We start from the raw sequence: 26,506 nt of genomic DNA on the forward strand, positions 1-26,506 counted from the left end.
ATCATCCTAATTTATCTCCTACCTTTAATTTTACCTCACTTTCAATTTCAAGTATTTCAATAAATGAATCTAAAGTTTTAACCAGGAAACCACCTGAAGTTTTATTAAGAAGTTGACCAGAAGTATTTTTATATATAGGTGCTTCTGGAATTAATCTTGCCTTATTTATTGTTATCTTTTTCTCACCAAGAAAAGTAGTAGCCTTAGGTCCTGGGTGACAAATTGCCCTTATGAAATTGAATATGTCTCTTGAATTCTGATTCCAATCAATAATTTCATCTCCTAAGCTTCTTCGTCCACAGTAAAACCCTACTGGGTGAACTGATTCTTGTTTTATAGGGGTGAAGTCCCCACTCTGGATCATTTTAATTGCTTTGTATAATATTTCCGCACATCCAACATAGGCAGCTTCTAGAAGAGTCTTGTAATCATCTTCTTCAGAAATAGGATAAGTCTCCTGCAAAATAATATCACCGGTATCTATGCCTTCATCTACAAAATGCACTGTTATTCCAAATTCACTTTCATTGTTAATCAGAGCCCAATTGAGAATATTTCTTCCACGATAAAATGGCAGCTTCCCTGCATGACAATTAATTGTATTAAACCTCGGAAGGCCGATAATTTCCTTTCTAAAAATCTGATTAAAGCTCATCGAAACGAACAAATCACAATCGAATTCTTGTGCCTCCGAGTAAAACTTCTCAGAGTTAATATTTACCGGATGTAAATACTTTATACCATATTGATCTGAGAAACTCTTTAAAGTATTGTCTTCAGTATCTGTTCTTGGAACTATAAATTCTACGGAAATGGTTTCATCCGAAATTAAATAATCAAATGCTTTATGAGACCATGGGCCATCAGCAAAATACCCTATTTTAAACTTTTTTTGCACTACTTGGAATGTTTACGATTCGTTCAGCTAATAACTTAGTGTTTATTTGAGCATCCCTTTGACTGTTCTCGTACATTGGAAGTTTATACATTAACTGCCAAATGGGTCGAGTCATCACATTGTTGGAATTTGTATATTCCATAAATTTATTCTTAGATTCTTGATCTTGAAACTCCACTGGGAACAACCAATAATTCCACTCAGTATCAACAGGAATTTCCTTCATTCGAAAAGAACCTGAATCAAGTTCTTTACAGTAGATTTCATAAACAGTCTTCTTGGATTCAATGAATTCATTGAGCTTTTCAAATTGAGCTAAACCTAGTGCCGCATTTAAGTTAGGCATTCTAAAATTATACCCGATTTCATCGTGATAGTAGTCCCAAGCGTGAGGCACCTTTGCTGTATTAGTAAGATACTTTGCTTTGTTTGCGAATTGAGGGTCAGATGAAACAATTGCTCCGCCCCCCCCAGATGTGATAATTTTATTGCCATTAAAACTGAATGCACCCATCAGTCCAAAAGTACCAGAATGTTTCCCCTTGTAAGAACTTCCTAATGATTCTGCTGAGTCCTCTACTACAGGAATATTCCATTCATTGGCTATTTCAACTATCTCATCTATCCTACACATAAAGCCGAAGGTATGCATTGGTACAATTGCTGAAATCCTCTTGCCGGTTGATTTATTGTAAGCTCCAGTCTCTCTAAGCTCTCCAAATTCATTTAGAAAGTTTCTTAAAGCTAGTGGCGACAATCCCATTGTATCATAATCCACATCCACAAATACAGGAGAAGCACCATTATAACTAATGGCGTTCGCAGTAGCAACAAATGTTAGTGCTTGTGTAATGACTTCAGATTTATTGTTCACTCCTGCAATACGTAGCGCTACTTGAAGCGCTGCGGTTCCATTTACAACGGCTGCAGCTTTTCCCGCTCCACAATAATTGGATATAGCCGCTTCGAACTTATCAACAAATTCACCAACCGATGACACAAAAGTTGAATCAATGGTCTGAGCTAAGTACCGTTTCTCTTTCTCATCAAATCGAGGTTCGTGAAGCGGTATAAAATCTTTAGTTCCATATATTGATTGAACAAGTTCAACGAAAGATCTAATCTCAGACATTGTATATATCCGCCTTATATCGTGATAAATTATCTTTATCTGAAAACCATTTAATGGTTTTTTCAATTCCTTCTGCTAAAGTATGGTTTGGCTCCCAGTCCGTATATTTTCTAATTTTTTCATTAGAACCAAATAACCGGAATACTTCACTTTTAGAAGGTCTCAACCGCTCTCCGTCGGTTACAATTATAGCTTCAGGATTGATTTGATTAATCATCTCTTGAGCAAGGGCTCCTATTGAAATCTCAGATTGAGTTGCAATATTAACCTCATGCCCAATCAGCTCATTACAATTTGATATAGCATGAAATCCCCTTACAGTATCCTCTACATAGAGTAGATCACGAGTAGGAGTTATATCACCTAACTTGATCTCCTTAGACCCTGACAATAATTGAGAGATAATTGTTGGGATTACTGCTCTCGCAGATTGGCGAGGACCATATGTATTAAAAGGACGAACGATCGTAACCGGTAAATCAAAACTTCGATAGAAAGAATCTGCAATGCTATCAGCTCCAATTTTAGTGGCAGAGTAAGGAGATTGGGGTTGCTTTAGATGCTCTTCTGTAATTGGAACAAACTGAGCCGTTCCATATACCTCTGATGTCGAGGTAACTAATATTCGTTCGATCTCAAAGTCTCTGGCTGCTTGCACAACATTTAATGTTCCTTTGATATTTGTATCAACGTAAGAATCAGGAGAATGGTAACTAAATGGAATCGCAATTAGAGCGGCTAGGTGATATACCACATCTACATCTTTCATCGCCTCTCTAACTCCATTTGGATCCCTAATATCACCTGTGAAAATTTCAACCCCATTAAGAATGGATTGGTCCAAAGTGTCCAACCATCCCCAAGAATTGAAAGAATTGTAATAACAAAATGCTTTCACTGTACATCCCATTCTTACCAAAAGTTCTGTTAAGTGGCTTCCAATGAACCCATCTGCGCCTGTAACTAAAACTCGATTACTCATTTCTAACATATAATATGGTGATATATAAAAATCCGATAAATATTCCAGCCACGACATAAGCTGCAAATATTATCATTCTTTTAGGCTTACTTTTCTCAACAGGAACCTTCACCGGCTCTAAAATCGTAAAAACGGGTGTTTTTTCTTTTATTTGCAGCTTTATGGCTTCCTTTTGTTGGGCCAATTGATTGTAAACATTGAAGGATAAATTATACTCAGATTGTAAACGCTCTTCTTCTGATCTTGCACGTGCAGTCTGGACATTTTGATTCCTATCCCTAAAAGCGGCCAAGCGATACTGAGCTTGTTCAAATGCACTTTTCCGATCTAAGTATTGCTCTTCAATGGACTCCAATTGTTGCATACTTTTAGAGATCGAATAATCAGTCACATAGTTGGTAATGTAATTTTGAGTGAACTGAGCCATTTGAGCCGCAACAACTGGGTCCTGCATTTCCACCTCAATCTTAACCACATTCAGGTCCCAATCCATTTCTACAAAAACCCGGGAATGAAGATTATCAACTATTGATTGCTCAGCCTTAGTTAGTGAAAGGGCTACTGAATCTACTGACTTCATGCTCACACCTTCGATATCCGCAGAAGGTCGAAGTAATCCAATGAGCTTCCCAGGAATGGCCAAAATCCAACCAAACATTCCTACTTCATAATGCTCCATATAATAGTCATAAATGGAAAGCGTATCTCCAACCTCCGAGAAGAAGTATTCTTGTCTCATTAGCGTTAAGAGAAAAGGAGTACTTCTGGAAACGCTCTGGTATAGAGCAGGATTAATTCCCTGACTTCCATTTGATAGGCCTCCAAGATCAACTCCTGCCAAAGAAGCAAGACCTCCCAGAGAACCTCCTAGCTTACCTGGTTCATTGATTGCTTCAGGGATCAATGTACACGAGGTTTTATATTCTACAGGAGAAGTAAAAGCAATGATCAAACCTAAAACAACAAAAGCACTAGTAACTTTAACAATAAATAGCCTTCGAGACCAAATCAGCTTTGCCAATTCGATTAGGTCAATTTCATCCTCCTTTACAAAAGAGTTCTTTTTCTGATCCATCACCTACCTCGTCAAATTATTAATTATGATAGCCAAAGTACCGATTCCACTCGCAATACCTATCACTTCTTGTGGCGTCATTTTTCTTCTTTCAGGCTTTGCAGGCACTATAATTTCAGAGCCAGGCTCCACATTCGGGTAATTTCTAAACCAAAGAAATCGTTTGGTCCTTTCAGCGCTTCCATTTGGATAGACAATATAGGCTTTGGATAGTTTGGCATTTGATGTTGCCCCGCCTGCTTGGGATACGTACCCTTTTAAACCAAGACTATTGGAGTATATTAGGTTACTACTAAAGTATACTTCACCGCGAACTCGCACCGTTTGAAGCTCCTTAGGGACACTTATTACATCCCCTGCTTTTAAAATTACATCCGCCTGAGACTTGGGCTTAGCCATAATTTCGTCAAGTTCTATCGCTATACTTTCTTCTCTATTGATCGCAAAGCTGCCCGCTGCTGTGGTTGAATCTCCTTTTCCCAATGCCTGAATTCTCAACTTCTTCACTAAAGCAGCACTCCCTTCATCAAAATACTCTGTTTCTCGAATTAAAGTTCCACCGGCAGGAAAGGCGTCCTCAGTAAATCCACCAGCTCTTATAATAAGGTCTGAAATTCTTTCGGTTTTGGTATTGAGCACGTATTTTCCGGGATATAAAACTTCTCCTTCCACTTCTACCACTTCCTGCTCCTGATAGTACGGTGATTTCCGGATTACCACTAGATCGAAAGGTTCTAGAACAAAGTTAGCATCCGCTTCGTCCAACGTAAGATCACTGCTAATCGGGAAATTGAAGAGTTCTGCGGTGAACCGATTGTCATCACGTGGACTAACGATCCTCCTGGCAACTTCTACAAATGACTTAGCAGCAGTCTCTTTAAAGCCATCAGCCAAATAAATTAAGTCTTCCACTGTCATCCCCTCGGCGTAAGGGAAATTGTCAGGAGACTGCACTTCTCCTTCTATAGCAACGGTAAACTCTTCACGTAGGTCAAAAATCGATTGCACTTTAACTACATCTTCAGACTGAAGTGCTAAGTCAAATTCACCTGAAATCACCTTTTCAGGGGCAAATGCAACGGTAGACAAAGTATAGTCTTCATTTTGACGGATAATTACTGCGCGTTTTATAAACACATCAGGAGAGAAGCCATCCGCCAGTTCAATTAAGTCGCTAAGCATCATCCCCTCCTTCAGCTCAAACTCACCTGGATGATTTACTGCGCCCTCAATTTGAACCCTTCCATCGAATCGATCCTTTATTTCTCCAATCGTGATCTCATCCCCAGCCTTGAGTGTAAACTCATTAAATTCTGATGATTTCACTGTCGCTACAGTCTTCCTGTTTTCCAGGTTTCTACGTAATGACACTGATTTAGTATAAGCCTTAGCGGTGGGCCCGCCTGCATAGTTCAAAACATCACCCAGGGTTTCTGAGGGCTTTACTTCGTAATAGGCCGGGCGTTTTACTTCACCTTTCATAGCTACGCGCACCAGGTAAGGTTTTACGAGTAAGACGTCCTGATCCTGAAGCATTATGTTTTCACCTTCGCCGTTGATTAAAAAGTCATAGGCGTCCAGGACTTTTAGTTTTTTACCTCCTCGGAAAACCTGAATTTCACGCAAACTACCACTCTCACTTGGGCCTCCAGCCAAATAAAGTGCATTGAATGCCGTACCAAAAGATGACATACTGTATGTCCCCGGCATCCGAACTTCACCCACCACATTTACGCTGATGGTTCGAATTTGACCTAAAGAAACCTGAGCAAAGGTATTTTCGCCTAGCGTGCTGTAGATCGATTTGAGTTTTGATTTGATCCGAGACTCAGCTCGCTCTATCTCCAAGCCATTCAAATATATAGGCCCCACACTCGGTACGATAATACTTCCCTCAGGAGATACTTCTAGCCTATACGTTTGCTCAGAAGCACCCCACACATCGATGATGATTTCATCTCCGGGCCCTACACGATAATTTTTAGGTGTAGCAACACTCAGGCTTGGTTCAAATGTCAATTGGCGATTATTGAAAAAGTCCATGCCAAAAATCTTGAGCTCTCCACTTTCAATGGAATCTACAGGCATAAAACCTGCGAACAGATCCTCTTGGTCCCGCTGATCTTCTTCCCCTCTAGATCTTGACTGACTATCGACAGCTCCGTCTCCAGAACCGCCTCCAGCTTTTACCTCAGCAATTCGCTGACGCAGCTTGGCCAACTGGGATGCTGACATACCACGAGCTTTTGCCATGGTCTCCAGCTGCTGCTGTGAATAACCACTAGACTCCATTCGCTCAATCAATTTTTCAACCTGAGCGTCGGACAACTCATCCACATTAATATTCTGAAGGTTTTGAATGCTGGCGGCATCCTGTGCACTTAGGGGTACGGTAGTGGACAACACAATGAAGGCCAAACATATACTCCAAATAATCTTCTGCATATGCAATTCCAAATTTGGGCGCTAAGTTATAAAAACGGTAAAAGCTTTAGGGTATTGTGCCTGATTTTTTGCGAATTACGCAAAGCCTCAAATTACATCACATACAATGTGAATTTTTTATTTCACTTTTCCCTGAACAAGAAAATGCGGGTTCAACAAATCCTCTTTATTGTAAACCACAGATGCATTTTGACCTTTTCGAAGAACTTTACCACCCGCTTCTTCTACTATAATTTGAGCTGCAGCGGTATCCCACTCCATTGTAGGTGCATAGCGTGGGTACAAATCCGCTGCACCTTCTGCCACCATCAATAACTTTAACGAGCTGCCCTTGCTAACAATTTCCGGATTACTGAGTGCATCCATAAAAGCCTGCGTGTCTTCATTTAGGTGGGAACGAGAAGCTACCACTTTGAGATTTGGTTGCTCCAATGAGAATGAGTTGACGTTAATTGGATCACCATCTTTGAAGGCACCCTCTCCTTTCACTGCCCAGTACATTTCTCCTAACACAGGAGTGTAAACCACACCCAGTACTACCTCATTTTGATGAACCAAAGCGATATTCACCGTGAACTCACCATTTTTTTTTATAAACTCTTTGGTCCCATCTAATGGGTCAATCATCCAGAAATATTCCCAGTTAGATCTTTCAGAGTAATCGATCGAACGTCCTTCTTCACTTAAAATTGGAAGTTCGGTAGAATCTAAAACTGAAACAATAGCCTTATGAGAAGCCTGATCGGCTAGTGTCAATGGAGAATCATCCGCTTTTGCTTCTATGGAAAAATCTCCTGATTCGTAGATCTTTATAATTTCAGCCGAAGCTTTTTGTGCCGCTTCTTTAGCTTTATTCAGTAGTGTGTTAAAATCCATGGTCGGTATAAAGATGAAAAAAGGGTAATTGTCCAAAGCGGAAATCACCCTTTCAAGTTATGTTTTAATCAATCAGTTTTTCAGATAACCATTCCTGCAGCTACCGTCTCATTGGTTGCATCATCGATGAGTATCACGCTGCCTGTCTGGCGGTTTTTACGGTAAGAGTCTGCCAGTACAGGCTTGGTCGTCCGCAATGAAACCCGGCATATATCGTTCATTTTGATATCCGTATCTTCTTCATTTCTGTGAAGTGTATTGATATCCAATTTGTAGCGTACTTCCTTAATCATCGCTTTCATATCTGCTGAAGTATGCCTTAAGGTGTACTTGCCCCTTGGAATTGGGCCTTTTTGGTTTAACCAACACAACATCACTTCTAAATCTTGCTTAGCTTCTGGCTGATTATTGGTTCTAACCAACATATCTCCTCTACTAATGTCGATCTCGTCTTCAAGCGTAATGGTCACCGACATAGGAGCAAACGCTTCTTCGATTGGCCCATTGAATGTGTCGATCGATTTGATTTTGGAAGTAAACCCGCTTGGCAGTGCGGTGATTTCATCACCTGGCTTGAAAACTCCTCCAGCAATACGACCTGCATATCCACGGTAATCGTGAAACTCGTCAGACTTTGGTCGAATGACCGTCTGTACCGGAAAACGACAATCGATATGATTGTGGTCACTACCGATATGCAAGTGCTCCAACGTGTACAGCAGCGTAGACCCTTCGTACCACGACATGCTTTCGCTGCGGTTTACTACGTTATCCCCTTTCAGCGCACTGATAGGAATGAAACGCACGTCTTTGACTTCAAGCTTCGAAGCGAAATCCTCAAAGTCTGCAACGATCTTGTTATAAACATCCTGACTGTAATCCACCAGGTCCATTTTGTTGATACAAACGACGATGTGTGGAATCTGGAGAAGGGAAGCGATAATAGAATGTCGACATGTCTGCTCTACTACGCCATTTCGCGCATCGATCAATATAAGCGCGGCATTGGCTGTTGAAGCTCCGGTTACCATGTTTCTGGTGTACTGAATATGACCAGGCGTGTCGGCTATGATAAACTTTCGCTTAGGGGTCGCAAAGTAGCGATAGGCTACATCAATCGTAATTCCTTGTTCACGCTCATCTTTCAATCCGTCGGTCAAAAGCGCCAGGTCTGTATCCTCCAGCCCTTTACGTTCGCTAGATTGTTTTACCTGATCCAGTTGATCTTCAAAGATGGATTTGGAGTCGAAAAGCAACCGCCCAATTAGCGTACTTTTCCCATCATCTACACTTCCTGCAGTGGTGAAGCGTAACAGCTCCATATCTAAATAGCCATTGGTGTTGGCTGTTGACTGTTGGCTAGTATTTTCCATTTGAGTAAGTATTTTCAAAGTGGGTGTCCCCACAAAATGTCATTAATTATTTAGTCAAAAGTTTCGCAGAATAATGGACTTCCTAGAAATAGCCTTGCTTCTTTCGATCCTCCATTGCTGTTTCAGAACGCTTATCATCTTCCCGGTTTCCACGTTCTGTCTGTCTTGCAGCTGCTACTTCCTCTACTATTTTCTCCAACGTGTCTGCATCCGACTCCACACCTCCTGTGATGGTAATATCACCTAGAGTCCTAAATCTGATAACTTTCTCTTCTACCGTCTCTTTGGGATCTATCTGAATAAACTCAGATACAGGCAACCACGTACCATTTCGTCTGATCACCTTTCGCTCATGCGCAAAATAAAGAGACGGGATGTCAATGTTTTCCAACAAAATGTACTGCCATACATCCATCTCTGTCCAATTACTCAGCGGGAACACTCTAAAGTGCTCGCCATGATGATGTTTCCCATTGAAGATATTCCAAAGCTCTGGTCTTTGGTTTTTTGGGTCCCACTGACCAAACTCATCTCTATGCGAAAAGAAACGCTCTTTGGCTCTGGCCTTTTCCTCATCTCTACGTGCACCGCCTATTGCCGCATCAAACTGATTCTCCTCCACTGTATCCAGCAAAGTCACCGTTTGAATTGCGTTTCGCGATGCATTCTTACCTTTTTCTTCGGCTGCTTTTCCTTCGTCTATGGATTTCTGTACCGATCCTACCACAAGTTTGGCGCCAAGCTTCTCTACCAAATTATCCCTAAACTCGATGGTCTCCGGGAAATTGTGACCGGTATCGATGTGAACCAAAGGAAACGGAATCTTAGCCGGATGGAAGGCTTTACGAGCCAGGTGTGTAATCACGATAGAATCTTTTCCTCCCGAAAAGAGGATCGCAGGATTCTCAAACTGTGCATACACTTCCCTAAGCACATAAATGGATTCAGCTTCCAGTTCGCGAAGATGTGATAAGTTGTAGCTTTTCATAATTTACTTTTCAAAATGGTGATAAGTGGTTATCTACACCAGATGTTCAAAACGATGACGTTTCGAACAATAGCTTATTTCAATAACGGTAGTATTTTTTCCAGTAATACATTCAATGACTCTTCCACGGTTAAACCAACCGTTTCTATGTGCACTTCTGGGTTTTCAGGTCGTTCGAAGGGTGAATCTATACCTGTAAAGTTAGGGATTTTGCCTGCTCGGGCTTTGGCATACAAGCCTTTCACATCCCTTTTCTCGCATTCTTCTAATGGGGTATCTACGAAAACTTCTATGAAATTCTCATCCCCTACAAGAGACCTGGCAGTAGCTCGGTCTTCCCGAAAGGGTGAAATAAATGCCGTTAATACAATCAAACCGGCATCAACGAACAGTTTGGATACTTCAGAAATTCGTCGAATGTTTTCTTTTCGACTGTCGTCTGAAAAATCAAGGTCCTTATTTAACCCTGACCGAACATTGTCTCCATCTAAGATGTATGTTTGGAATCCATTCTGATGAAGATAAGTCTCCAATGCACTCGCCAAAGTAGATTTACCTGAGCCTGAAAGGCCCGTAAACCAAAGCAATTTTGGGCGGTACCCATTCTTTTTCACTCGATCTTCAAGAGTGATGGTGTGCTGGTGAGGAATGATATTTTCGTTAGTACTCAAAGCGGGATTTCTATCTTTAAAGACGCGAATCTACTAATTCCCTGGCTAAAAGGCCTTTCACATCGTAGATAACATCTACCTTTTTACGAATCGTTTGCCAGTCCATATCCAAAAAGGACTGATGCCCCACAGCTACAATTACCGCTGAATAATGAGATACCTCCAGGTTTTCAAGCAATTCAACTCCATACTCTTGCACAACTTCATTGCGCTCTGCATGCGGATCGAAGACTTCAGCTCGGATATTATAATCTTCCAATTCCCGGTATATATCTATCACGCGAGAGTTACGTATATCAGGGCAATTCTCTTTAAATGTAATACCCAGAATCAGTACTTTGGTCTCTGGACTAAGTCTGGCCTTTTGGGAAAGCAATTTGATGGTCTGCTGGGCCACATGTGCTCCCATGCCATCGTTTATTTTTCTTCCTGAAAGAATGACCTGAGGGTGGTACCCAAGTTCCTCTGCCTTGTAGGTAAGGTAATAAGGATCCACCCCTATGCAGTGGCCTCCAACTAACCCTGGCATAAATTTTAAGAAGTTCCACTTAGTACCTGCAGCTTCTAGCACCTCTCGTGTATCGAGTCCCATACGGCCGAAAATCAGTGCCAACTCATTCACAAAAGCGATATTGATATCACGCTGGGTATTTTCTATAACCTTGGCAGCTTCCGCTACTTTTATCGATGAGGCTTTGTAAGTCCCTGCTTCTACAAAAGAGGCATAAAACTCATCTACTTTCTCAGCTATTTCTGGAGTACTACCACTGGTCACTTTTAGAATGGTAGTTAACCGATGCTCTTTGTCTCCAGGATTGATTCTTTCGGGAGAATACCCCACATAAAAATCCTGATTGAATTTCAACCCGCTGCCCTTTTCCAAAACAGGTACGCATACATCTTCGGTGCAGCCCGGGTACACCGTGGATTCGTATACCACTATAGCTCCTTTGGTAATAAACGGAGCTATCGTTTTTGATGCTGCTAGAAGAGGTGTTAAATCAGGCTTTTTATGATCATCCACAGGAGTGGGCACCGTGACCACAAAGAAATTACATGACTTTAGTTCTTCAGCATTACTTGTAAAACTGAGGTTTTCAGAACTTTTAAGTTCTTCAGGCTCTACTTCAAGTGTCCGATCTTCATAGTGCTTCAATTCAGCAATTCTGGAAGGATTGATATCAAAACCGATGGTCAAATAATGCTTGCCAGACTCTACAGCCAGCGGCAAGCCTACATAACCTAATCCAATTATTGCTACTTTGAAGTCTTGCATTGATCGTCTCCTTATTTAAGAACTTTCTCTTTGAAGTACTCCAAAGTAGGCTTTAACCCTTCTCCACGGGTGTATTTGGGTTCCCAGTCCAGCACCTCTTTTGCCAACGAAATATCTGGCTTTCGCTGCTTAGGGTCATCCTTAGGTAGATCCTTGTAGATGATTTTAGACTTAGAGCCCGTGAGTTTTATGATCTCCTCACCAAACTCTTTTATGGTAATTTCATCCGGATTTCCAATGTTTACCGGCCCGGCATAATCAGACTTAAGCAAGCGATAGATGCCTTCCACCAAATCATCTACATAAGTAAATGATCTGGTTTGTGAGCCATCACCAAAAGCGGTCAGGTCCTCACCTCTCAGCGCTTGAGATATAAAAGCTGGCAGTACTCTACCATCGTCTAGTCGCATACGCGGACCAAACGTGTTGAAAATACGTACAATTCTTGTTTCCAGGCCGTGATAGGTGTGATATGCCATCGTCAACGCTTCCTGAAAACGTTTCGCTTCGTCATATACACCTCTTGGCCCAACTGGATTTACATTGCCCCAGTAGTCTTCCTTCTGAGGATGTACCAAAGGATCACCATATACTTCAGAAGTAGAGGCAATTAGCATTCTAGCTCCTTTGTCTTTAGCAAGCCCCAGGCAATTGTGTGTCCCCAAAGAGCCAACTTTCATGGTCTGAATGGGCATCTTTAGATAATCTATAGGGCTCGCGGGAGAGGCAAAATGCAAGACATATTCCAGGTCACCAGCAACATGTACATACTTAGAAACGTCGTGATGGTGGAACTCAAAGTCCTTATTTCCCATCAGGTGCTCAATATTTGAGATGTCACCCGTGAGCAGGTTATCCATGGCAATCACATGATAACCCTCAGCCAAAAACCGATCACATAGATGCGAACCCAAAAATCCAGCACCACCGGTTATTAATACTTTTTTCTTCACGACTGCACGGTTTTTCGTCCTACACTATAATAAGTGTATCCAAGTTCTTCCATATTCTCGAGCTCATATAGGTTTCGACCATCGAAGATGACCTTGTTAGCAAGCGCTTTTTCCATTTTATCAAATTCTGGAGTCCTGAAAACTGGCCACTCGGTCATGATCATCAGGGCATCAGCACCTTCCAATGCATCATACTCGTCATTAGCGAAATAGATCTTATCCCCAAAAACTCCTTTTACGTTTTCCATAGCTTCGGGATCGTAAGCCTTCACTTTGGCTCCCAGACTCAGCAGCTTGGTGATATTCTCCAATGCCGGAGCCTCTCGTATATCATCTGTATAGGGTTTAAATGCCAAGCCCCAAATCGCAATGGTTTTACCTGACAAATCACCACCAAAATACTCCTTCAATGGCTCGATCATTTTCTCTTTCTGCTTGTGATTGACATCCATCACAGAGTTGAGGATCTTAAAGTCATACTTCACCTCGCTCGCCGATTTAGCTAGTGCTTGCACATCTTTAGGGAAGCAGCTACCTCCATATCCGATACCTGCAAACAAGAAACGCTTACCAATCCTGGAATCAGTACCAACTCCCTTTCGAACCATGTCCACATCAGCACCTAGCAGCTCACATAGATTGGCTATTTCATTCATGAAAGTGATTTTAGTAGCCAGGAATGAGTTGGCAGCATACTTTGTCAGCTCAGCAGATTTTACATCCATAAAAATGATCGGATTTCCCTGACGCACAAATGGAGCGTAAAGCTTTTCCATCACCTTTTTAGCTTTTTCGTTTTCGGCTCCAATCACTACGCGATCCGGCTTCATAAAATCCTCCACAGCAACTCCTTCTCTCAGGAATTCGGGATTTGACACCACATCGAAATCTACCTTTGCGTTCTTTGCTATCGCAGCGGTCACTTTGTCTGCAGTACCTACCGGCACTGTACTCTTGTCCACCACCACAGCATAATCTTCCAAAATATGGCCCAGGTCATCTGCCACCTTCAGTACATATTTTAAGTCTGCCGAACCGTCTTCACCTGGAGGTGTTGGCAATGCCAAAAAGATGATTTGAGCCCCTTTGATACCTTCAGCCAAATCGGTAGTGAAATCTAATCTACCCTGACGAATGTTTCGCTCAAATAAAACCTCCAAACCGGGTTCGTAAATGGTGATCTGTTTATTTCGAAGTTTTTCTACTTTCTTTTCATCGATATCCACACAGGTAACGTGGTTTCCTGTTTCGGCAAAACATGTACCTGTTACCAACCCTACATATCCGGTTCCTACAACGGCTATTTTCATGGTTCTATTCTTGTTTTTGTTCGTTAGTGTTCAATCTTACGACGGCATCCCAAGGTGAAATGACGCTACTCGACTACTCGCGAGAGTGGCAAAAGTAAATTTTTTGGTCTTAATATCTAGCCTATCCCTTCGATATAAGATATATGTCACACTTTTCGCTACAGCGTAGGAGAAAACCAAAGCACACTTCGTGAAGTTAAGATGTTGCAATAATGGCTATACTATTTGATAGCTTTGTAGCTAAACAACATTACCCCATTTAATTATGATAGATGTAAAATCAGCTGAAACGCAGCTCACCCCGCATGCGGAAAACCAGCGAATGATTGCCGAAATGATTCGAGATTTTGGCAAAAGAGAGATCGCTCCATATATGATGGAGTGGGACGAATCCCAGGAATTCCCAATTCAGGTATTCAAAAAGTTAGGAGAGCTCGGCCTGATGGGTGTACTCGTGCCTCAGGAATACGGAGGCTCAGGTTTTGGGTATCATGAATACGTTACGGCCATCATAGAGCTAGCTAAAATAGATGGATCTATTGGTCTATCAATGGCCGCACACAACAGCCTCTGCACGGGACACATTCTCCAACATGCCAACGAAAGCCAAAAAGCTCGGTTTTTACCGAAGCTAGCCACCTGCGAGTGGCTGGGTGCGTGGGGACTCACAGAACCCAACACAGGTTCTGATGCTGGCAACATGAAAACAACGGCAGTAAAAGAAGGTGACGAATGGGTGATCAACGGCGCCAAAAATTTCATTACCCATGGTATTTCTGCAGATGTGGCAGTAGTCATCGCCAGAACCGGTGAGCCCGGTCAATCAAGAAATGGCTCTGCATTTATAGTGGAAAGAGAGACCCCCGGCTTCTCTGGCGGCAGAAAAGAAAATAAACTTGGAATGAGATGTTCAGAAACAGCTGAAATGATTTTCGACAACTGTCGCATACCCGCTGAAAACCTCATCGGTGAAGTAGGCGACGGATTTGTGCAGTCGCTAAAAGTACTTGATGGAGGACGGATATCAATTGCTGCCCTCAGCTGCGGGATTGCGGAAGGTGCCCTCGATGCTGCAACTGCATACGCTCAGGAGCGCCATCAGTTTGGCAAACCCATCGCTTCATTTCAGGGAATATCGTTCAAATTGGCAGAAATGGCAACAAAAGTAGAAGCGGCAAAGCTGCTCACAAGTCAAGCGGCGGATTTGAAAAACCAAGGCAAACCCATGACTAAAGAATCCGCCATGGCGAAACTCTATGCATCCGAAATTAGCGTGGAAGTGGCCGATGAAGCAGTACAAATTTTCGGGGGCTATGGCTATACCAAAGACTACCCTGTGGAGAAATTCTACCGTGATGCCAAGCTCTGTACCATCGGTGAGGGCACTTCTGAGATTCAGAAATTGGTCATTTCCAGAGAACTATTGAAATAATCTTTGCCATGCTTAAAAATTATTCTATTTTTGCAGGCTCAAAATAAGGAATCATGATTGTAGTAAACGTAAAAGAAAACGAGTCAATCGACAAAGCGCTTAAAAGATTCAAGAAGAAGTTCGAAAAAACGGGCACTCTTAGAGAGCTACGTGAGCGTACTTTTTTCACCAAGCCTTCTGTAAAAAGAAGAACTGAGGTAATCAAAGCTGAGTACCGTCAGCACATGCGCGAGCAAGAAAACAAGTAATCCCTCAGGGATAAATCATATGAAATTACTAAGTTAGTATTTCTCGATGGTGAGAAATACTAACTTTCTATGATTGATCCATTCCTCAGATACTTACAGGCAGAAAAGCGTTACAGTAAGCATACGCTCATCGCTTATGAAAAAGATCTGGATCAATTTTCTGAATATCTCAAGGTTACCTTCGAGATAGTAAAGTCTGAAGAGGCAACTCACGCACATCTGCGAGGTTGGGTGGTTGAGTTGATGGAAGCTGAAAACTCTCCACGCACCATCAACCGTAAAATTGCCACGCTCAAATCTTATTACAAATTCCTGCTTTCCCGGGGGTACATTGCAAAAAATCCTGCAAGCAGGCTCAAGCCGCTTAAAACTGACAAGAAACTCCCCACTTTCGTAAGGGAAAGCGAAATCACCACATTACTGGATCAAGTAGAGTTTACTCAAGACTTCCATGGCCTGAGAGATCGACTCATCATAGAAATGCTCTACGCCACGGGGATGAGACTTTCAGAACTTATCCACCTCAAAGACCTGGACATCAACTCTTTTCAGGGTACTGTAAAAGTTTTAGGAAAAAGAAATAAGGAAAGAGTCATACCAATTGGCAAATTTCTCGTTAAATTAATACAAGATTACCAGCGAGCACGAAACGAGCTTTTCGGCAAATGTGATTTTTTGCTGGTAACTGACAAGGGAGTCAAACTTTATCCAATGGTGGTGTATAAAACAGTACAAAAATACCTTTCGCTAGTCACTACGGCCAGCAAGAAGAGTCCGCATGTACTTCGCCACACTTTTGCCACCCACCTGCTAAACAAAGGAGCAGACCTCAATGCCGTGAAAGATTTACTGGGGCACAGCAGCTTGTCTGCCACCCAGGTGTATACACACAATTCAATGGAGAAGCTCAAGTCTGTTTTTGACCAGGCTCATCCAAAAGCTTAATACGTTTTTAACCCTAAAATTTAAGAATCATGAAACTACAAATGCATTCTATTCACTTCGACGCTGATCAGAAATTGGTTGATTTCATTCAAAAAAAAGCCAATAAACTCGATACTTTCTATGACAGAATCATCGATGGTGAAGTTTTCATGAGACTCGAAAAAGACAATGAGAGAGAAAATAAGCTGCTCGAAATAAAGCTAAACATTCCCGGATCACAGCTATTTGCTAAAGAAAAATCCAAATCCTTTGAAGCAGCTGCAGACGAGGCAGTAGAGGCCCTAAGGCGACAGCTCAAAAAGCACAAAGAAAAGATGACAGCCCATTAAACGAAAAAAGCCCCGCAAATGCGGGGCTTTTTTATTTTGATCGCCAGTCGATTATTATTCTTCAAACGCCCAATCAACACCGGACTTCATATCTTTTACGATCACTCCTTCGGCCTTCAGCTTGGCACGAAGCTCATCTACCTTGTCGTAATCTTTAGACTCTTTTGCTGCTTTATATTCGGATAGAATTACCTCCAATAAGTTATCCGTAGAAATTTCAGATTCCAGTTTTAGTCCAAGCACGTCTTCAGTAAAGGCTATAAACGTCTGTTTCATCCTATTGAATGTCTCCTCTCCAATATCTGTGAACTTTAGCTGCCCCGTTTGGATAGAATTAATTTTCTTCACAAGATTAAACAAATGACCAATTGTAAGTGCGGTATTAAAGTCGTCATTCATGGCATAATGACAATTGTCGCAAATCTTATTGATTTGATCCACTTGCTTTTGGTTCAGATCACCCTCCGCATTTTGAGGGTATTCGTAAGATTTTATTAGCCTCAGACCATTGGCCAGTTTAGTGTAGCCTTTTTGCGCAGCATTCAAAGCCTCATTAGAAAAATCTAAAGTACTGGCATAATGCGACTGAAGCATAAAAAACCGTATGGTCATGGGGCTGTAGCCACGTTCTAGCAATTCATGATTCCCTGTGATGAGTTGCTCAGGCAAAAACGAATTCCCCAATGATTTACTCATTTTTTGACCATTCACTGTGAGCATATTCGTATGAAGCCAATACCTCGCTCCTTCTTTGCCAGTACTACCAGCGTTTTGAGCGATTTCACACTCGTGATGTGGAAATTTTAAATCCATACCACCACCATGAATATCAAACTCCTCTCCGAGGTATTTGGTGCTCATCACAGAACATTCCAGGTGCCAGCCAGGGAAACCGTCACTCCATTGAGTGTTCCAACGCATGATATGCTCAGGAGCCGCCTTTTTCCAAAGGGCAAAATCCAGCGGATTGCGTTTATCTGACTGTCCGTCAAGCTCTCTAGTTTGATTTAGCAGGTCTTCTGTCTTACGACCACTCAGCTTACCGTATTGGCGGTCCTCATTATACTTACTGATATCAAAATAGATGGAACCATTCGACTCGTATGCATACCCATTGGCTAACAACTCCTGAATCATCTTGATTTGCTCCATCAAATGTCCAGTAGCAGTAGGCTCGATATCGGGTGGTAGGGCGTTGAAAGTATCCATCACCTGTCGAAAGTCGTTGGTGTATTTCTGCACAATTTCCATTGGCTCCAGGTTTTCCAACTTCGCCTTCTTAGAGATTTTATCTTCCCCGCTATCCAGCAAGTGACCAACATCTGTAATGTTACGGACATACCTTACCTTATACCCTAGAAACTGCAGGTAGCGGTAGATTACATCAAATGAAATAAAAGTCCGTACATTGCCCAAATGCACGTCGCTGTACACAGTAGGCCCACACACGTACATTCCTACATGAGGGGCATTCAATGGCACAAATTCTTCCTTTTGCTTTGTCAGCGAGTTAACTACTCGGAGTTTTCCGATCATTCGATTTATTATTTATAAATAACTAGTTATGACGAACTTGACGCTAATTGGTTTGTTTCTACGTCAAATTTGAAATGACTATTTTTTCTGTTAGCTTTGCATTGCAAATATAGAATTAAGGTTCGAGGGGACGCAAGTCCCCTCTTTTTATTCATAAGAATTATGATTATCCAAAAGCAAGTCGAGCAGGAAGTGCTACAAATGGTCGAGGCGATCATCGCAGACGAGCCCGCTCTTTTTGTGGTAAAAGTGATTCTCAAAGGCAATCCTGGCAACCAAAAACTTATCGTATTGCTAGATGGCGATGAAGGCATCACCATCGATCAATGCAGCAAAGTAAGCCGGGGACTCTCTGCCGAGCTTGAAGAAAAAGATCTTATAGACGGAAAATATCACCTCGAAGTTTCTTCCGCAGGAATTGATTTTCCACTGCAATCAGTACGTCAATATCAAAAGAACGTAGGAAGGTCACTCAAAGTCACAATGATTGGGGGTGATGTACTCACAGGCGAATTGGCGGAAGTTAATGACGATTTCATTGTGCTCAATGAGCAGAAAAAGAAAGAATCAATTGAGCACAAGATCAGTTTAAGAGATATAGATAAATCAATGGTATTAGTTTCATTCAAATAGACAATGGATACTGGAGTTTTAATTGAGTCGTTTGCGGATTTTGCCAGAGGCAAAAACATCGATCGTCCTACGATGATCCGAATTCTTGAGGACGTGTTTCGTACGATGATTCGCAAAAAGTATAAAACTGATGACAACTTTGACATCATTATCAATACTGACAAAGGAGACCTGGAAATCTGGAGGTTCAGAGAAATCGTAGACGACAACTCTGAGGACATTTGGGATCACGATAAAATCAGTTTGACTGAAGCGCGTAAAATCGAACCAGATTTTGAAATCGGTGAAGAAGTTTCGGAAGAAATAAAACTAGAAGATTTCGGAAGACGTGCCGTGATGACGGCCCGCCAAACACTCATCCAAAAGATCAAAGACTTAGAAAAAGATATTCTTTTCCAAAAATATAAAGAACTCGTTGGAGAGATCATTACGGGAGAAGTGTATCAAACTCTCAGCCGTGAAATATTGTTGATAGACGGAGAAGGCAATGAACTTAGCCTTCCTAAAAACGAGCAAATTTCCAAAGATCGCTATCGCAAGGGAGACTCTGTAAGAGCTATTGTACAGCGTGTGGAAATGGTCAATGGAAATCCAAAAATCATCCTATCCAGAACTTCACCTACTTTCCTCGAGCGTTTGTTTGAGAGTGAAGTACCTGAAGTATACGATGGATTGATCACCATTAAAAACGTAGTGCGTGAGCCTGGTGAGCGAGCCAAAGTAGCAGTGGAGTCTTACGATGACCGCATAGATCCAGTAGGAGCTTGTGTAGGTATGAAAGGATCACGTATTCACTCGATCGTACGTGAGCTACAAAATGAAAACATTGACGTAATTAACTTCACCGACAACATGGAGCTCTACATTGCACGTGCACTAAGCCCTGCAAAGATTGTCTCTATGAAACTTGGTGAGGATAACAACAGAGTTTCTGTTTATCTGAAACCAGATCAAGTATCTTTGGCCATCGGTAAGGGTGGTCAAAACATCAAACTCGCCTCCCGATTGGTAGGATTAGAGATTGATGTATTCCGAGAAATTGATGATGCAGAGGACGAAGATGTGGATCTGAACGAATTTTCAGATGAAATCGAAAGCTGGGTCCTTGAAGAACTCAATAGAATCGGATTGGATACAGCTAAGAGTGTACTTAAACTTTCAGTAGAAGAGCTAGTACGCAGAACCGATTTGGAAGAAGAGACTGTTCAGAACGTACAAAACGTTCTCAAACAAGAATTTGAATAAACCGGCTTATTTATACAGGAGAAATTTTATATGGCAGAAGAAAAAACTTATCGATTAAGTCAAGTTGCTAGAAAACTAAACGTAGGACGCGGGACCATCGTTGACTTCCTTGAAGGAAAGGGTTTTGACGTAGACAGTAGTCCCAACTCAAAAATTACCCAGGAGCAATTTTCATTGCTTTCCAAGGAGTTTGCTTCTTCTGCCATGGAAAAAGAAGAAGCTTCTGGGCTTACTATTGGTAATAAGCACACCGACAACATGGTCATTAAAGCTACTGGAGAGGAGCAGAAAGGCCGTGATGATGAGGAAGAAATCCTCATCAAGGACAACAGTGCCAAGCCTAAGCAAGAAGAAAAATCCGAAAAACAGGACGAACCAGAAGACGTTAGCTCGCTTTTGGAAAGCCGAAAGCTAGAAGGCCCTAAAGTAGTAGGAAAAATCGACCTGAAAGGTGCCAAAAAGAAACCTGAAGCTCAGGAGACGCCAAAAACAGAAGAGCCTAAAGAGGAGAAAGCAGTAGAAACACCTAAGCAAGAGGAACCTAAGAAGCCGGAGGAACCTAAAGAGGAAAAAGCTGCTGAGCCTAAAGCTGAGGAACCTAAGAAGGAAGAACCTAAAAAGGAAACACCAGCGGAACCAGAACCTCCTAAGGCAAAAGAAGAGCCGAAAAAAGAGGAACCGAAAAAGGCTGAAGAACCTAAGCCTGAGCCTGAGCAACCAAAGGCTAAAGAAGAAGCTCCAAAGAAAGAAGAAGCTCCTAAAGCTAAAAAACCTGTAAAGGAGGAAGCTCCTAAAAAAGAGGAGAAACCAGCCGCGGAGGAGAAGAAAGAAGAAAAGCCTGCTGATTCCAAAATAGAGGCTAAAGCAGACTCTTTGAAAGGGCTTACCGTACTTGGTAAAATCGAACTACCACAAGACAAGAAAAAAGCCAAGCCCGTGGCTAGCTCGGATGAGCGTAACAAAGACCGCAAGAAAAAGCGTCCTCGTAAACGCATCAACAGCCCTTCACAGCAGCGTGGAGGTAATGACCGAGGTGGCCAAAGAGGTGGCAAACGTGATACACGCAAAACTGAGGAGCTTTCAGACAAGGAAATCCAGGATAAGATCAAGGCAACCCTTGCCAAACTATCCGGAGGAAAAACTGGAAGCAATACCGGCAGATCTAAGTACCGAAAAGACAAACGTAGTGCAAAAGCGGAGGCGGAAGAAGAACGCCTACAAGCTGAGCAGGATGAAGCTAAGAAGCTAAAAGTAACCGAGTTTATCTCGGCAAGTGACCTGGCCTCTCTTATGGATGTGTCTGTAAACGACGTAATATCTACTTGCATGTCACTGGGTATGTTCGTATCGATTAACCAACGTCTCGATGCTGAATCCATCACTGTCATCGCCGATGAGTTCGGGTTTGAAGTAGAATTTACCAGCGAAGACGATGAGGTAGAAGTAGAAGAAGTAGAAGATAGCCCGGAAGATCTGGCAGACAGAGCACCTATTGTGACCATCATGGGTCACGTAGATCATGGTAAAACCTCACTTCTGGATTTCATTCGTGACTCTAAGGTTACTGAGGGTGAAGCTGGAGGTATTACACAGCACATTGGTGCTTACGATGTAGTCACCGAGACTAATAAGCGAATCGCATTTTTGGATACTCCGGGACACGAAGCCTTTACGGCGATGCGCGCACGTGGAGCTAAAATTACAGATATTGCTATCATCGTGGTAGCTGCGGATGACGCGGTGATGCCTCAGACTAAAGAAGCCATCAATCACGCGCAGGTAGCAGGTGTACCTATCGTCATCGCTATCAACAAAGTAGATAAGCCAAATGCTAATCCTGATAAAATCAAGGAGGAGCTTTCTGGAATCAACATACTAGTAGAAGACTGGGGCGGAAAATACCAGTGCCAGCACGTGTCTGCCAAGACCGGAGAAGGCATCGATGAACTTCTGGAAAAAGTATTGCTAGAAGCAGAATTGCTAGAGCTAAAAGCCAACGCAGACAAGCCTGCAGTAGGATCGGTAATTGAAGCTACACTAGACAAAGGCCGAGGCTATGTAACTACATTAATGGTACAAGCAGGTACCATGCGAGTAGGCGACGTGGTATTGGCCGGATCAAACTTCGGTAAGGTGAAGGCAATGTTTGACCACCGAGGTAAGAAAATGAAAGAAGCAGGCCCATCTACACCAGTGCTTATGCTCGGTCTGGATGGTGCGCCTCAGGCTGGTGACCGCTTCAATGTGATGGAAACTGACCGTGAAGCTCGTGAAATCGCAACCAAACGTGAGCAAATTCAGCGTGAGCAGTCCATCCGTACCAAGAAGCACATCACACTTGATGAGATTGGCAGACGACTGGCCATTGGAAGCTTCAAAGAACTTAACGTGATCGTAAAAGGTGACGTGGATGGATCCATTGAGGCCCTTTCTGATTCACTCTTGAAGCTTTCTACAGAAGAAGTTCAGGTAAACATCATACATAAGGCTGTAGGCCAAATCTCTGAATCTGATGTATTGCTAGCCAGTGCTTCAGATGCCGTAATCATTGGTTTCCAGGTGAGGCCATCAGGCGGAGCACGGAGACTTGCCGAAAACGAAGAAATCGAAATCCGTCTGTACTCGATCATCTATGATGCAATCAATGATGTGAAGGATGCAATGGAGGGTATGCTAGAGCCTACCACCGAAGAAGTAATCACGGGTAATATAGAAGTGAGAGAAGTCTTCAAGATTTCTAAAGTAGGTACAGTAGCGGGATGTTACGTTACCGATGGCACCGTGAAACGATCCAACAAGGTGAGACTTGTGAGAGATGGTATCGTGGTATACGAAGGAGAAATCAATCAGCTCAAGCGTTTCAAAGATGACGTTGCTGAAGTGAAGCAAGGTTACGAATGCGGTGTGTCAATCAAAAACTTCAACGACATCAAAGTCGGTGATGTAATCGAAGGATTTACCGAGAAAGAAGTGAAGCGAACGCTTTAAGCTTTAATAAACATATTTTGAATAGTAGCAGGCTCCAAATGGAGCCTGTTTTCGTTTGGGGCAGTTCTTCGTCTGTTGCCAGTGAGGTAATTGTGCTTAGGAGCTGCTTGAGCTAAAGCCAAAATCTATTAGATTCGCTTTGTGCGCATTTCAGGATTAATCACAAGTCTGCTATTGAGTCTATCGCTGCTGGCTGCAGCCCAGCAGCAACGTTACCTATATTATGACCTGAGTGAGGCCGTAGCTAGTGAGGTAATCAAGGGCATTGTAAAGGATGAACAGGGGCTAGTTTGGTTTGCGACAGACCAGGGCGTACTCAGCTATGACGGCAACCAAACCCGGCTATACAACAAGGGTTTGCAAAGCAACTACACCAAAACCTTCTTATCGACTAAATCAGGCCAGCTCATAGTAGTGAATGACCGTGGCATGCGCGAAATCATTCGCACTCAGGACTCTGTATACTTTGCTCCACTACAATTGGACAACTATACATTTAACGAACCTTTGGAATACCCTAAATCACTTTATCAAGATCAGAGAGGCAACATCTGGGTTGGTGAAGTAGATGGTGTAGTACGCATCAATGCCAACGGGTTCAAAAGATTTGAACTGGGGCCTGATTTTCAATCCATAAGCTATCATAGGACTTTCACTTTTCAGGAAGACGCATTTGGCACACTTTGGATTGCTCCATATAAAGGCTCACTACTAAGGTACCTGCCAGAGTCTGATCAACTACAGCCCGTAAATATTGATTTACCTGTATCCGACGTTACTGGATTTGCCGTACTAAGAGGTGACTATCTGGTGATAGGAGGAAAAGAAGGAGTTTTTCAGATAAAAACCGACAGTGAGCAAAACATTCTGGAAACACGTTTTTTCAATTCCGTTGACAACATTTCAGCATTAGCGGTACAAAAAAATCAGGTATATATCGGCACCTGGGATGAAGGACTGTATGTCTTGCCGTATGGTACTCAAGTACCTGAAAAAGTAACAGAAGTGGATTTTGTAGATGTGGTGGACTTTTTCCATGATGAACGTGCCAACGAAATCTGGGTTGTAGGAAGTGAAAATGTAGGGCTCATTTCCTTTTCTGAAATCACGTCACCGGCCTCTATTGGGAGTTTTCGAATAGAAGCTGCTACGTTTGGTGATAACCAAAACCTGTATTACTCCATTGGTCAGGAAATAAGGCAGGCAAACCTATCCAGTGCCTTACCCCCCACAACGCTTACCAGCTCTAAAACCAACTATTTTGATCAACTACTCGCTGATAAGGACAAACTTTGGGTTGGTGATTCTTTTGGGTCTATCTACTTCCTGGATATCACCAACAACCAACTCACCAAAGTGAAAGACAGCACGGGAGTAGCTATCAAATACATCTTTAACGACGCACAATCCAACAAATGGTTTGCAGGAGATCCAGAAAAAGTGATCCGAATCGAAAGCCAAACAAACGACATCACCTTTTTTGAGCTACAGGGATCTATTGTGTTTGCCCAAAGTGCGAGCACTCAAACACTCTATTGCGGCACAAACGATGGACTCTATACTTTCAACAACAACTCAAAGAGTTTTGTACGCCATAAAGCCACAATGAATTTCTCCCCAACCAAACCTTTAGCTATTGAAGATATTTGTTTTGACTTACAAGACAACATGTGGATAGCCACAAACCAGGGGTTGCTCCTCAAGCGATCTGGAGAAAACCGTCTGTTACGCCATGAACTTCCAGGCATGCCCGAAGACGAACCGTACAAAGCCATCGTCTGGAAAGATGGTTTGGTCTGGCTGGCCAGCGACTATGGGCTTACGGCTTACAATGGTGAAGAAGCCATACTTTATACCACTAAAAACGGGTTGCCGTCTAAGATTCTCACCTGGAGAGGCCTGAAAACATACACAGACGGAGTATTTATCTCCACAGCCAAAGGAGCTGCCCTTATCCACAGTGAACAGGTTAAATTTGAAAAAACCCCTGTTCCAAGCCTGAAGTCCATCATCAGCGGAAACAAATCGCTCGTACCAAATGAAAATGGTCAGGCAGTAATCCCTTACAAAGGAAACCTCCAGGCAGAATTTGTAACGCTCACTTATCCGGGATTAGACATTAGATACCAAAGCCGAGTAATAGGACTCGATGACACATGGTCAGAACCTAGTGACAACCGACAGGTAAATTTTCTTGGGTTTTCTGAAGGAGAGTATATACTGGAGGTTCGCGCCCGCGAAACAGGATTGCTGTGGAGTGCCCCTGTTCAATATGCCTTCATCGTAGAGGTTCCCTGGTTTCGTACCTGGTGGGCATACCTGCTCTTCGCTACAGGTGTAGCAGCCATTCTCATCCTATCCACCAGAGCGTACAATTATCACCTTATACTCCAGAAACGAAGATTCAAAAAAATCATTGACGAACGTACACAGGAAATCAAGCGTCAGAAAAATGAAATAATAGAACAAAAAAATAGAATCATCCAGCAAAAAGAAGAGCTGCTTTCAAAAACTGAAGCCATCCACAAATCCAAGCAAGCACTCTCTGATGCTGATGTAAACTTTCTCCACCTCAAGGAAAAGCAGCTTCAAGATCAGATCGAATATCGAAACAAGCAGATCACTACGCATACGCTCCACATCATCCAAAAAAACGAATCCCTCAGAGAGCTAAAAACCAAGCTGGAAACCATTGTAAAGTCTTCACAAAAAGCGCCTCACCAAGAGATCAAAAAAACCATCAAAATCATCGATGAAAGTTTCCGATTGGACAAAGACTGGGAAGATTTCAAGCTTTACTTTGAACAGATCTACACGGGCTTCTACACCAAACTCAAGGTGAATTGCCCGGCCCTCACCACCCAGGAGCTCAGACACTGTGCCCTCATCCGACTCAATTTGTCACTACAGGAATGTGCCACCATACTGGGGATCTCTCCAGACAGTGTAAAAGTCTCTCGGTCCCGCATTCGCAAAAAACTCAACCTCGAAAAAGGTCAGGGATTAACGGATTTCATACTATCCATCTAGACAACTACTCCTGCGAACTGTCCTAAAAGGTTAACGAGTCGTTAACTCGTGCATCTTACGCTTACTCCCTTATCCCTCACCAAAAAATTCTTTGAGTTAACCTTTTGTTAACCTCACAAATCTCCTTGTATCTGTACCTGA

General features: G+C 42.5%; 21 protein-coding genes. 8 read left to right on the forward strand and 13 right to left on the reverse strand.

All coding sequences use genetic code 11. The annotated features are described in order from the left end of the window. Nucleotide 1: 1 nt before the first annotated feature. From C7460_RS04700 to C7460_RS04755, 12 genes are all read right to left on the reverse strand, one after another. Nucleotides 2-898, reverse strand: coding sequence for a methionyl-tRNA formyltransferase (locus C7460_RS04700; RefSeq protein ID WP_115866922.1), 897 nt, complete (start codon nucleotides 896-898; stop codon nucleotides 2-4). Beyond that, nucleotides 882-2,096 (reverse strand): LegC family aminotransferase, encoded by a 1,215-nt coding sequence (locus C7460_RS04705; RefSeq protein WP_245986176.1) that lies wholly within the window; start codon nucleotides 2,094-2,096, stop codon nucleotides 882-884. Before C7460_RS04705 ends, C7460_RS04700 begins: the two co-directional genes overlap by 17 nt. Further along, nucleotides 2,023-3,012: an NAD-dependent 4,6-dehydratase LegB gene (locus tag C7460_RS04710; protein ID WP_115867076.1), complete on the reverse strand. Its 990-nt coding sequence runs from the start codon at nucleotides 3,010-3,012 to the stop codon at nucleotides 2,023-2,025. The genes C7460_RS04705 and C7460_RS04710 overlap by 74 nt, the downstream gene beginning before the upstream one ends. Beyond that, nucleotides 3,005-4,087: a Wzz/FepE/Etk N-terminal domain-containing protein gene (locus C7460_RS04715; protein WP_115866924.1), complete on the reverse strand. Its 1,083-nt coding sequence runs from the start codon at nucleotides 4,085-4,087 to the stop codon at nucleotides 3,005-3,007. Before C7460_RS04715 ends, C7460_RS04710 begins: the two co-directional genes overlap by 8 nt. A gap of 3 nt (nucleotides 4,088-4,090) precedes the next feature. Further along, nucleotides 4,091-6,532, reverse strand: a complete 2,442-nt coding sequence (locus C7460_RS04720; protein ID WP_115866925.1) for an SLBB domain-containing protein — start codon at nucleotides 6,530-6,532, stop codon at nucleotides 4,091-4,093. A gap of 117 nt (nucleotides 6,533-6,649) precedes the next feature. Further along, nucleotides 6,650-7,408 carry a 3'(2'),5'-bisphosphate nucleotidase CysQ gene (gene cysQ, locus C7460_RS04725; protein WP_115866926.1) on the reverse strand — a complete coding sequence of 253 codons (759 nt, stop codon included), beginning with the start codon at nucleotides 7,406-7,408 and terminating at the stop codon, nucleotides 6,650-6,652. A gap of 80 nt (nucleotides 7,409-7,488) precedes the next feature. Continuing rightward, complete coding sequence (cysN, locus tag C7460_RS04730) at nucleotides 7,489-8,781, reverse strand: sulfate adenylyltransferase subunit CysN (RefSeq protein WP_115866927.1); 1,293 nt, start codon at nucleotides 8,779-8,781, stop codon at nucleotides 7,489-7,491. A gap of 82 nt (nucleotides 8,782-8,863) precedes the next feature. After that, a complete protein-coding gene (gene cysD, locus C7460_RS04735) occupies nucleotides 8,864-9,769 on the reverse strand; it encodes a sulfate adenylyltransferase subunit CysD (protein ID WP_115866928.1) in 906 nt (301 codons plus the stop codon). A 74-nt stretch (nucleotides 9,770-9,843) separates the two neighbouring features. Further along, nucleotides 9,844-10,440 (reverse strand): adenylyl-sulfate kinase, encoded by a 597-nt coding sequence (cysC, locus tag C7460_RS04740; RefSeq protein WP_115866929.1) that lies wholly within the window; start codon nucleotides 10,438-10,440, stop codon nucleotides 9,844-9,846. A 16-nt stretch (nucleotides 10,441-10,456) separates the two neighbouring features. Continuing rightward, on the reverse strand, nucleotides 10,457-11,716 hold the full coding sequence (locus C7460_RS04745) for a nucleotide sugar dehydrogenase (protein WP_115866930.1): 1,260 nt from the start codon (nucleotides 11,714-11,716) through the stop codon (nucleotides 10,457-10,459). An 11-nt stretch (nucleotides 11,717-11,727) separates the two neighbouring features. Beyond that, nucleotides 11,728-12,669 (reverse strand): UDP-glucuronic acid decarboxylase family protein, encoded by a 942-nt coding sequence (locus tag C7460_RS04750; RefSeq protein ID WP_115866931.1) that lies wholly within the window; start codon nucleotides 12,667-12,669, stop codon nucleotides 11,728-11,730. Next, nucleotides 12,666-13,979, reverse strand: coding sequence for a UDP-glucose dehydrogenase family protein (locus C7460_RS04755; protein ID WP_115866932.1), 1,314 nt, complete (start codon nucleotides 13,977-13,979; stop codon nucleotides 12,666-12,668). The genes C7460_RS04750 and C7460_RS04755 overlap by 4 nt, the downstream gene beginning before the upstream one ends. Before the next feature lie 265 nt (nucleotides 13,980-14,244). Between C7460_RS04755 and C7460_RS04760 the strand changes: the two genes are divergently transcribed. From C7460_RS04760 to hpf, 4 genes are all read left to right on the forward strand, one after another. Then, nucleotides 14,245-15,411, forward strand: a complete 1,167-nt coding sequence (locus C7460_RS04760; protein WP_115866933.1) for an acyl-CoA dehydrogenase family protein — start codon at nucleotides 14,245-14,247, stop codon at nucleotides 15,409-15,411. A gap of 53 nt (nucleotides 15,412-15,464) precedes the next feature. After that, a complete protein-coding gene (gene rpsU / locus C7460_RS04765; RefSeq protein ID WP_115866934.1) occupies nucleotides 15,465-15,659 on the forward strand; it encodes a 30S ribosomal protein S21 in 195 nt (64 codons plus the stop codon). A 69-nt stretch (nucleotides 15,660-15,728) separates the two neighbouring features. Further along, on the forward strand, nucleotides 15,729-16,604 hold the full coding sequence (locus C7460_RS04770; protein WP_115866935.1) for a tyrosine-type recombinase/integrase: 876 nt from the start codon (nucleotides 15,729-15,731) through the stop codon (nucleotides 16,602-16,604). A 29-nt stretch (nucleotides 16,605-16,633) separates the two neighbouring features. Then, entirely contained in the window at nucleotides 16,634-16,933 is a 300-nt protein-coding gene (gene hpf, locus C7460_RS04775) for a ribosome hibernation-promoting factor, HPF/YfiA family (protein ID WP_115866936.1), read from the forward strand. A gap of 54 nt (nucleotides 16,934-16,987) precedes the next feature. On the opposite strand, the gene cysS is transcribed toward hpf, so the two are convergent. After that, nucleotides 16,988-18,469 carry a cysteine--tRNA ligase gene (cysS, locus tag C7460_RS04780; RefSeq protein ID WP_185148288.1) on the reverse strand — a complete coding sequence of 494 codons (1,482 nt, stop codon included), beginning with the start codon at nucleotides 18,467-18,469 and terminating at the stop codon, nucleotides 16,988-16,990. Between the two features lie 162 nt (nucleotides 18,470-18,631). On the opposite strand from cysS, the gene C7460_RS04785 reads away from it, so the two are divergent. From C7460_RS04785 to C7460_RS04800, 4 genes are all read left to right on the forward strand, one after another. Next, a complete protein-coding gene (locus C7460_RS04785) occupies nucleotides 18,632-19,102 on the forward strand; it encodes a ribosome maturation factor RimP (RefSeq protein ID WP_115866937.1) in 471 nt (156 codons plus the stop codon). A gap of 3 nt (nucleotides 19,103-19,105) precedes the next feature. Then, complete coding sequence (nusA, locus tag C7460_RS04790; protein WP_115866938.1) at nucleotides 19,106-20,347, forward strand: transcription termination factor NusA; 1,242 nt, start codon at nucleotides 19,106-19,108, stop codon at nucleotides 20,345-20,347. Nucleotides 20,348-20,377: 30 nt separating this feature from the next. After that, entirely contained in the window at nucleotides 20,378-23,335 is a 2,958-nt protein-coding gene (gene infB / locus C7460_RS04795) for a translation initiation factor IF-2 (protein ID WP_115866939.1), read from the forward strand. Nucleotides 23,336-23,476: 141 nt separating this feature from the next. Further along, nucleotides 23,477-26,365 (forward strand): triple tyrosine motif-containing protein, encoded by a 2,889-nt coding sequence (locus tag C7460_RS04800; protein WP_221409455.1) that lies wholly within the window; start codon nucleotides 23,477-23,479, stop codon nucleotides 26,363-26,365. The last annotated feature ends 141 nt before the right edge of the window (nucleotides 26,366-26,506 follow it).

It is taken from the genome of Marinoscillum furvescens DSM 4134 (assembly GCF_003386095.1).
GTDB classification, from domain to species: Bacteria; Bacteroidota; Bacteroidia; order Cytophagales; family Cyclobacteriaceae; genus Marinoscillum; species Marinoscillum furvescens.

Excerpts from the sequence above, each read along its gene's own strand:
- C7460_RS04715 (WP_115866924.1), bottom strand. The coding sequence starts at position 4,087 with ATGGATCAGAAAAAGAACTCTTTTGTAAAGGAGGATGAAATTGACCTA.
- C7460_RS04745 (WP_115866930.1), bottom strand. The coding sequence starts at position 11,716 with ATGCAAGACTTCAAAGTAGCAATAATTGGATTAGGTTATGTAGGCTTG.
- C7460_RS04770 (WP_115866935.1), top strand. The coding sequence starts at position 15,729 with ATGATTGATCCATTCCTCAGATACTTACAGGCAGAAAAGCGTTACAGT.
- cysD (WP_115866928.1), bottom strand. The coding sequence starts at position 9,769 with ATGAAAAGCTACAACTTATCACATCTTCGCGAACTGGAAGCTGAATCC.
- C7460_RS04755 (WP_115866932.1), bottom strand. The coding sequence starts at position 13,979 with ATGAAAATAGCCGTTGTAGGAACCGGATATGTAGGGTTGGTAACAGGT.
- infB (WP_115866939.1), top strand. The coding sequence starts at position 20,378 with ATGGCAGAAGAAAAAACTTATCGATTAAGTCAAGTTGCTAGAAAACTA.
- C7460_RS04760 (WP_115866933.1), top strand. The coding sequence starts at position 14,245 with ATGATAGATGTAAAATCAGCTGAAACGCAGCTCACCCCGCATGCGGAA.
- cysS (WP_185148288.1), bottom strand. The coding sequence starts at position 18,469 with ATGATCGGAAAACTCCGAGTAGTTAACTCGCTGACAAAGCAAAAGGAA.
- cysQ (WP_115866926.1), bottom strand. The coding sequence starts at position 7,408 with ATGGATTTTAACACACTACTGAATAAAGCTAAAGAAGCGGCACAAAAA.
- hpf (WP_115866936.1), top strand. The coding sequence starts at position 16,634 with ATGAAACTACAAATGCATTCTATTCACTTCGACGCTGATCAGAAATTG.
- rpsU (WP_115866934.1), top strand. The coding sequence starts at position 15,465 with ATGATTGTAGTAAACGTAAAAGAAAACGAGTCAATCGACAAAGCGCTT.
- C7460_RS04720 (WP_115866925.1), bottom strand. The coding sequence starts at position 6,532 with ATGCAGAAGATTATTTGGAGTATATGTTTGGCCTTCATTGTGTTGTCC.
- C7460_RS04710 (WP_115867076.1), bottom strand. The coding sequence starts at position 3,012 with ATGAGTAATCGAGTTTTAGTTACAGGCGCAGATGGGTTCATTGGAAGC.
- cysN (WP_115866927.1), bottom strand. The coding sequence starts at position 8,781 with ATGGAAAATACTAGCCAACAGTCAACAGCCAACACCAATGGCTATTTA.
- C7460_RS04785 (WP_115866937.1), top strand. The coding sequence starts at position 18,632 with ATGATTATCCAAAAGCAAGTCGAGCAGGAAGTGCTACAAATGGTCGAG.
- nusA (WP_115866938.1), top strand. The coding sequence starts at position 19,106 with ATGGATACTGGAGTTTTAATTGAGTCGTTTGCGGATTTTGCCAGAGGC.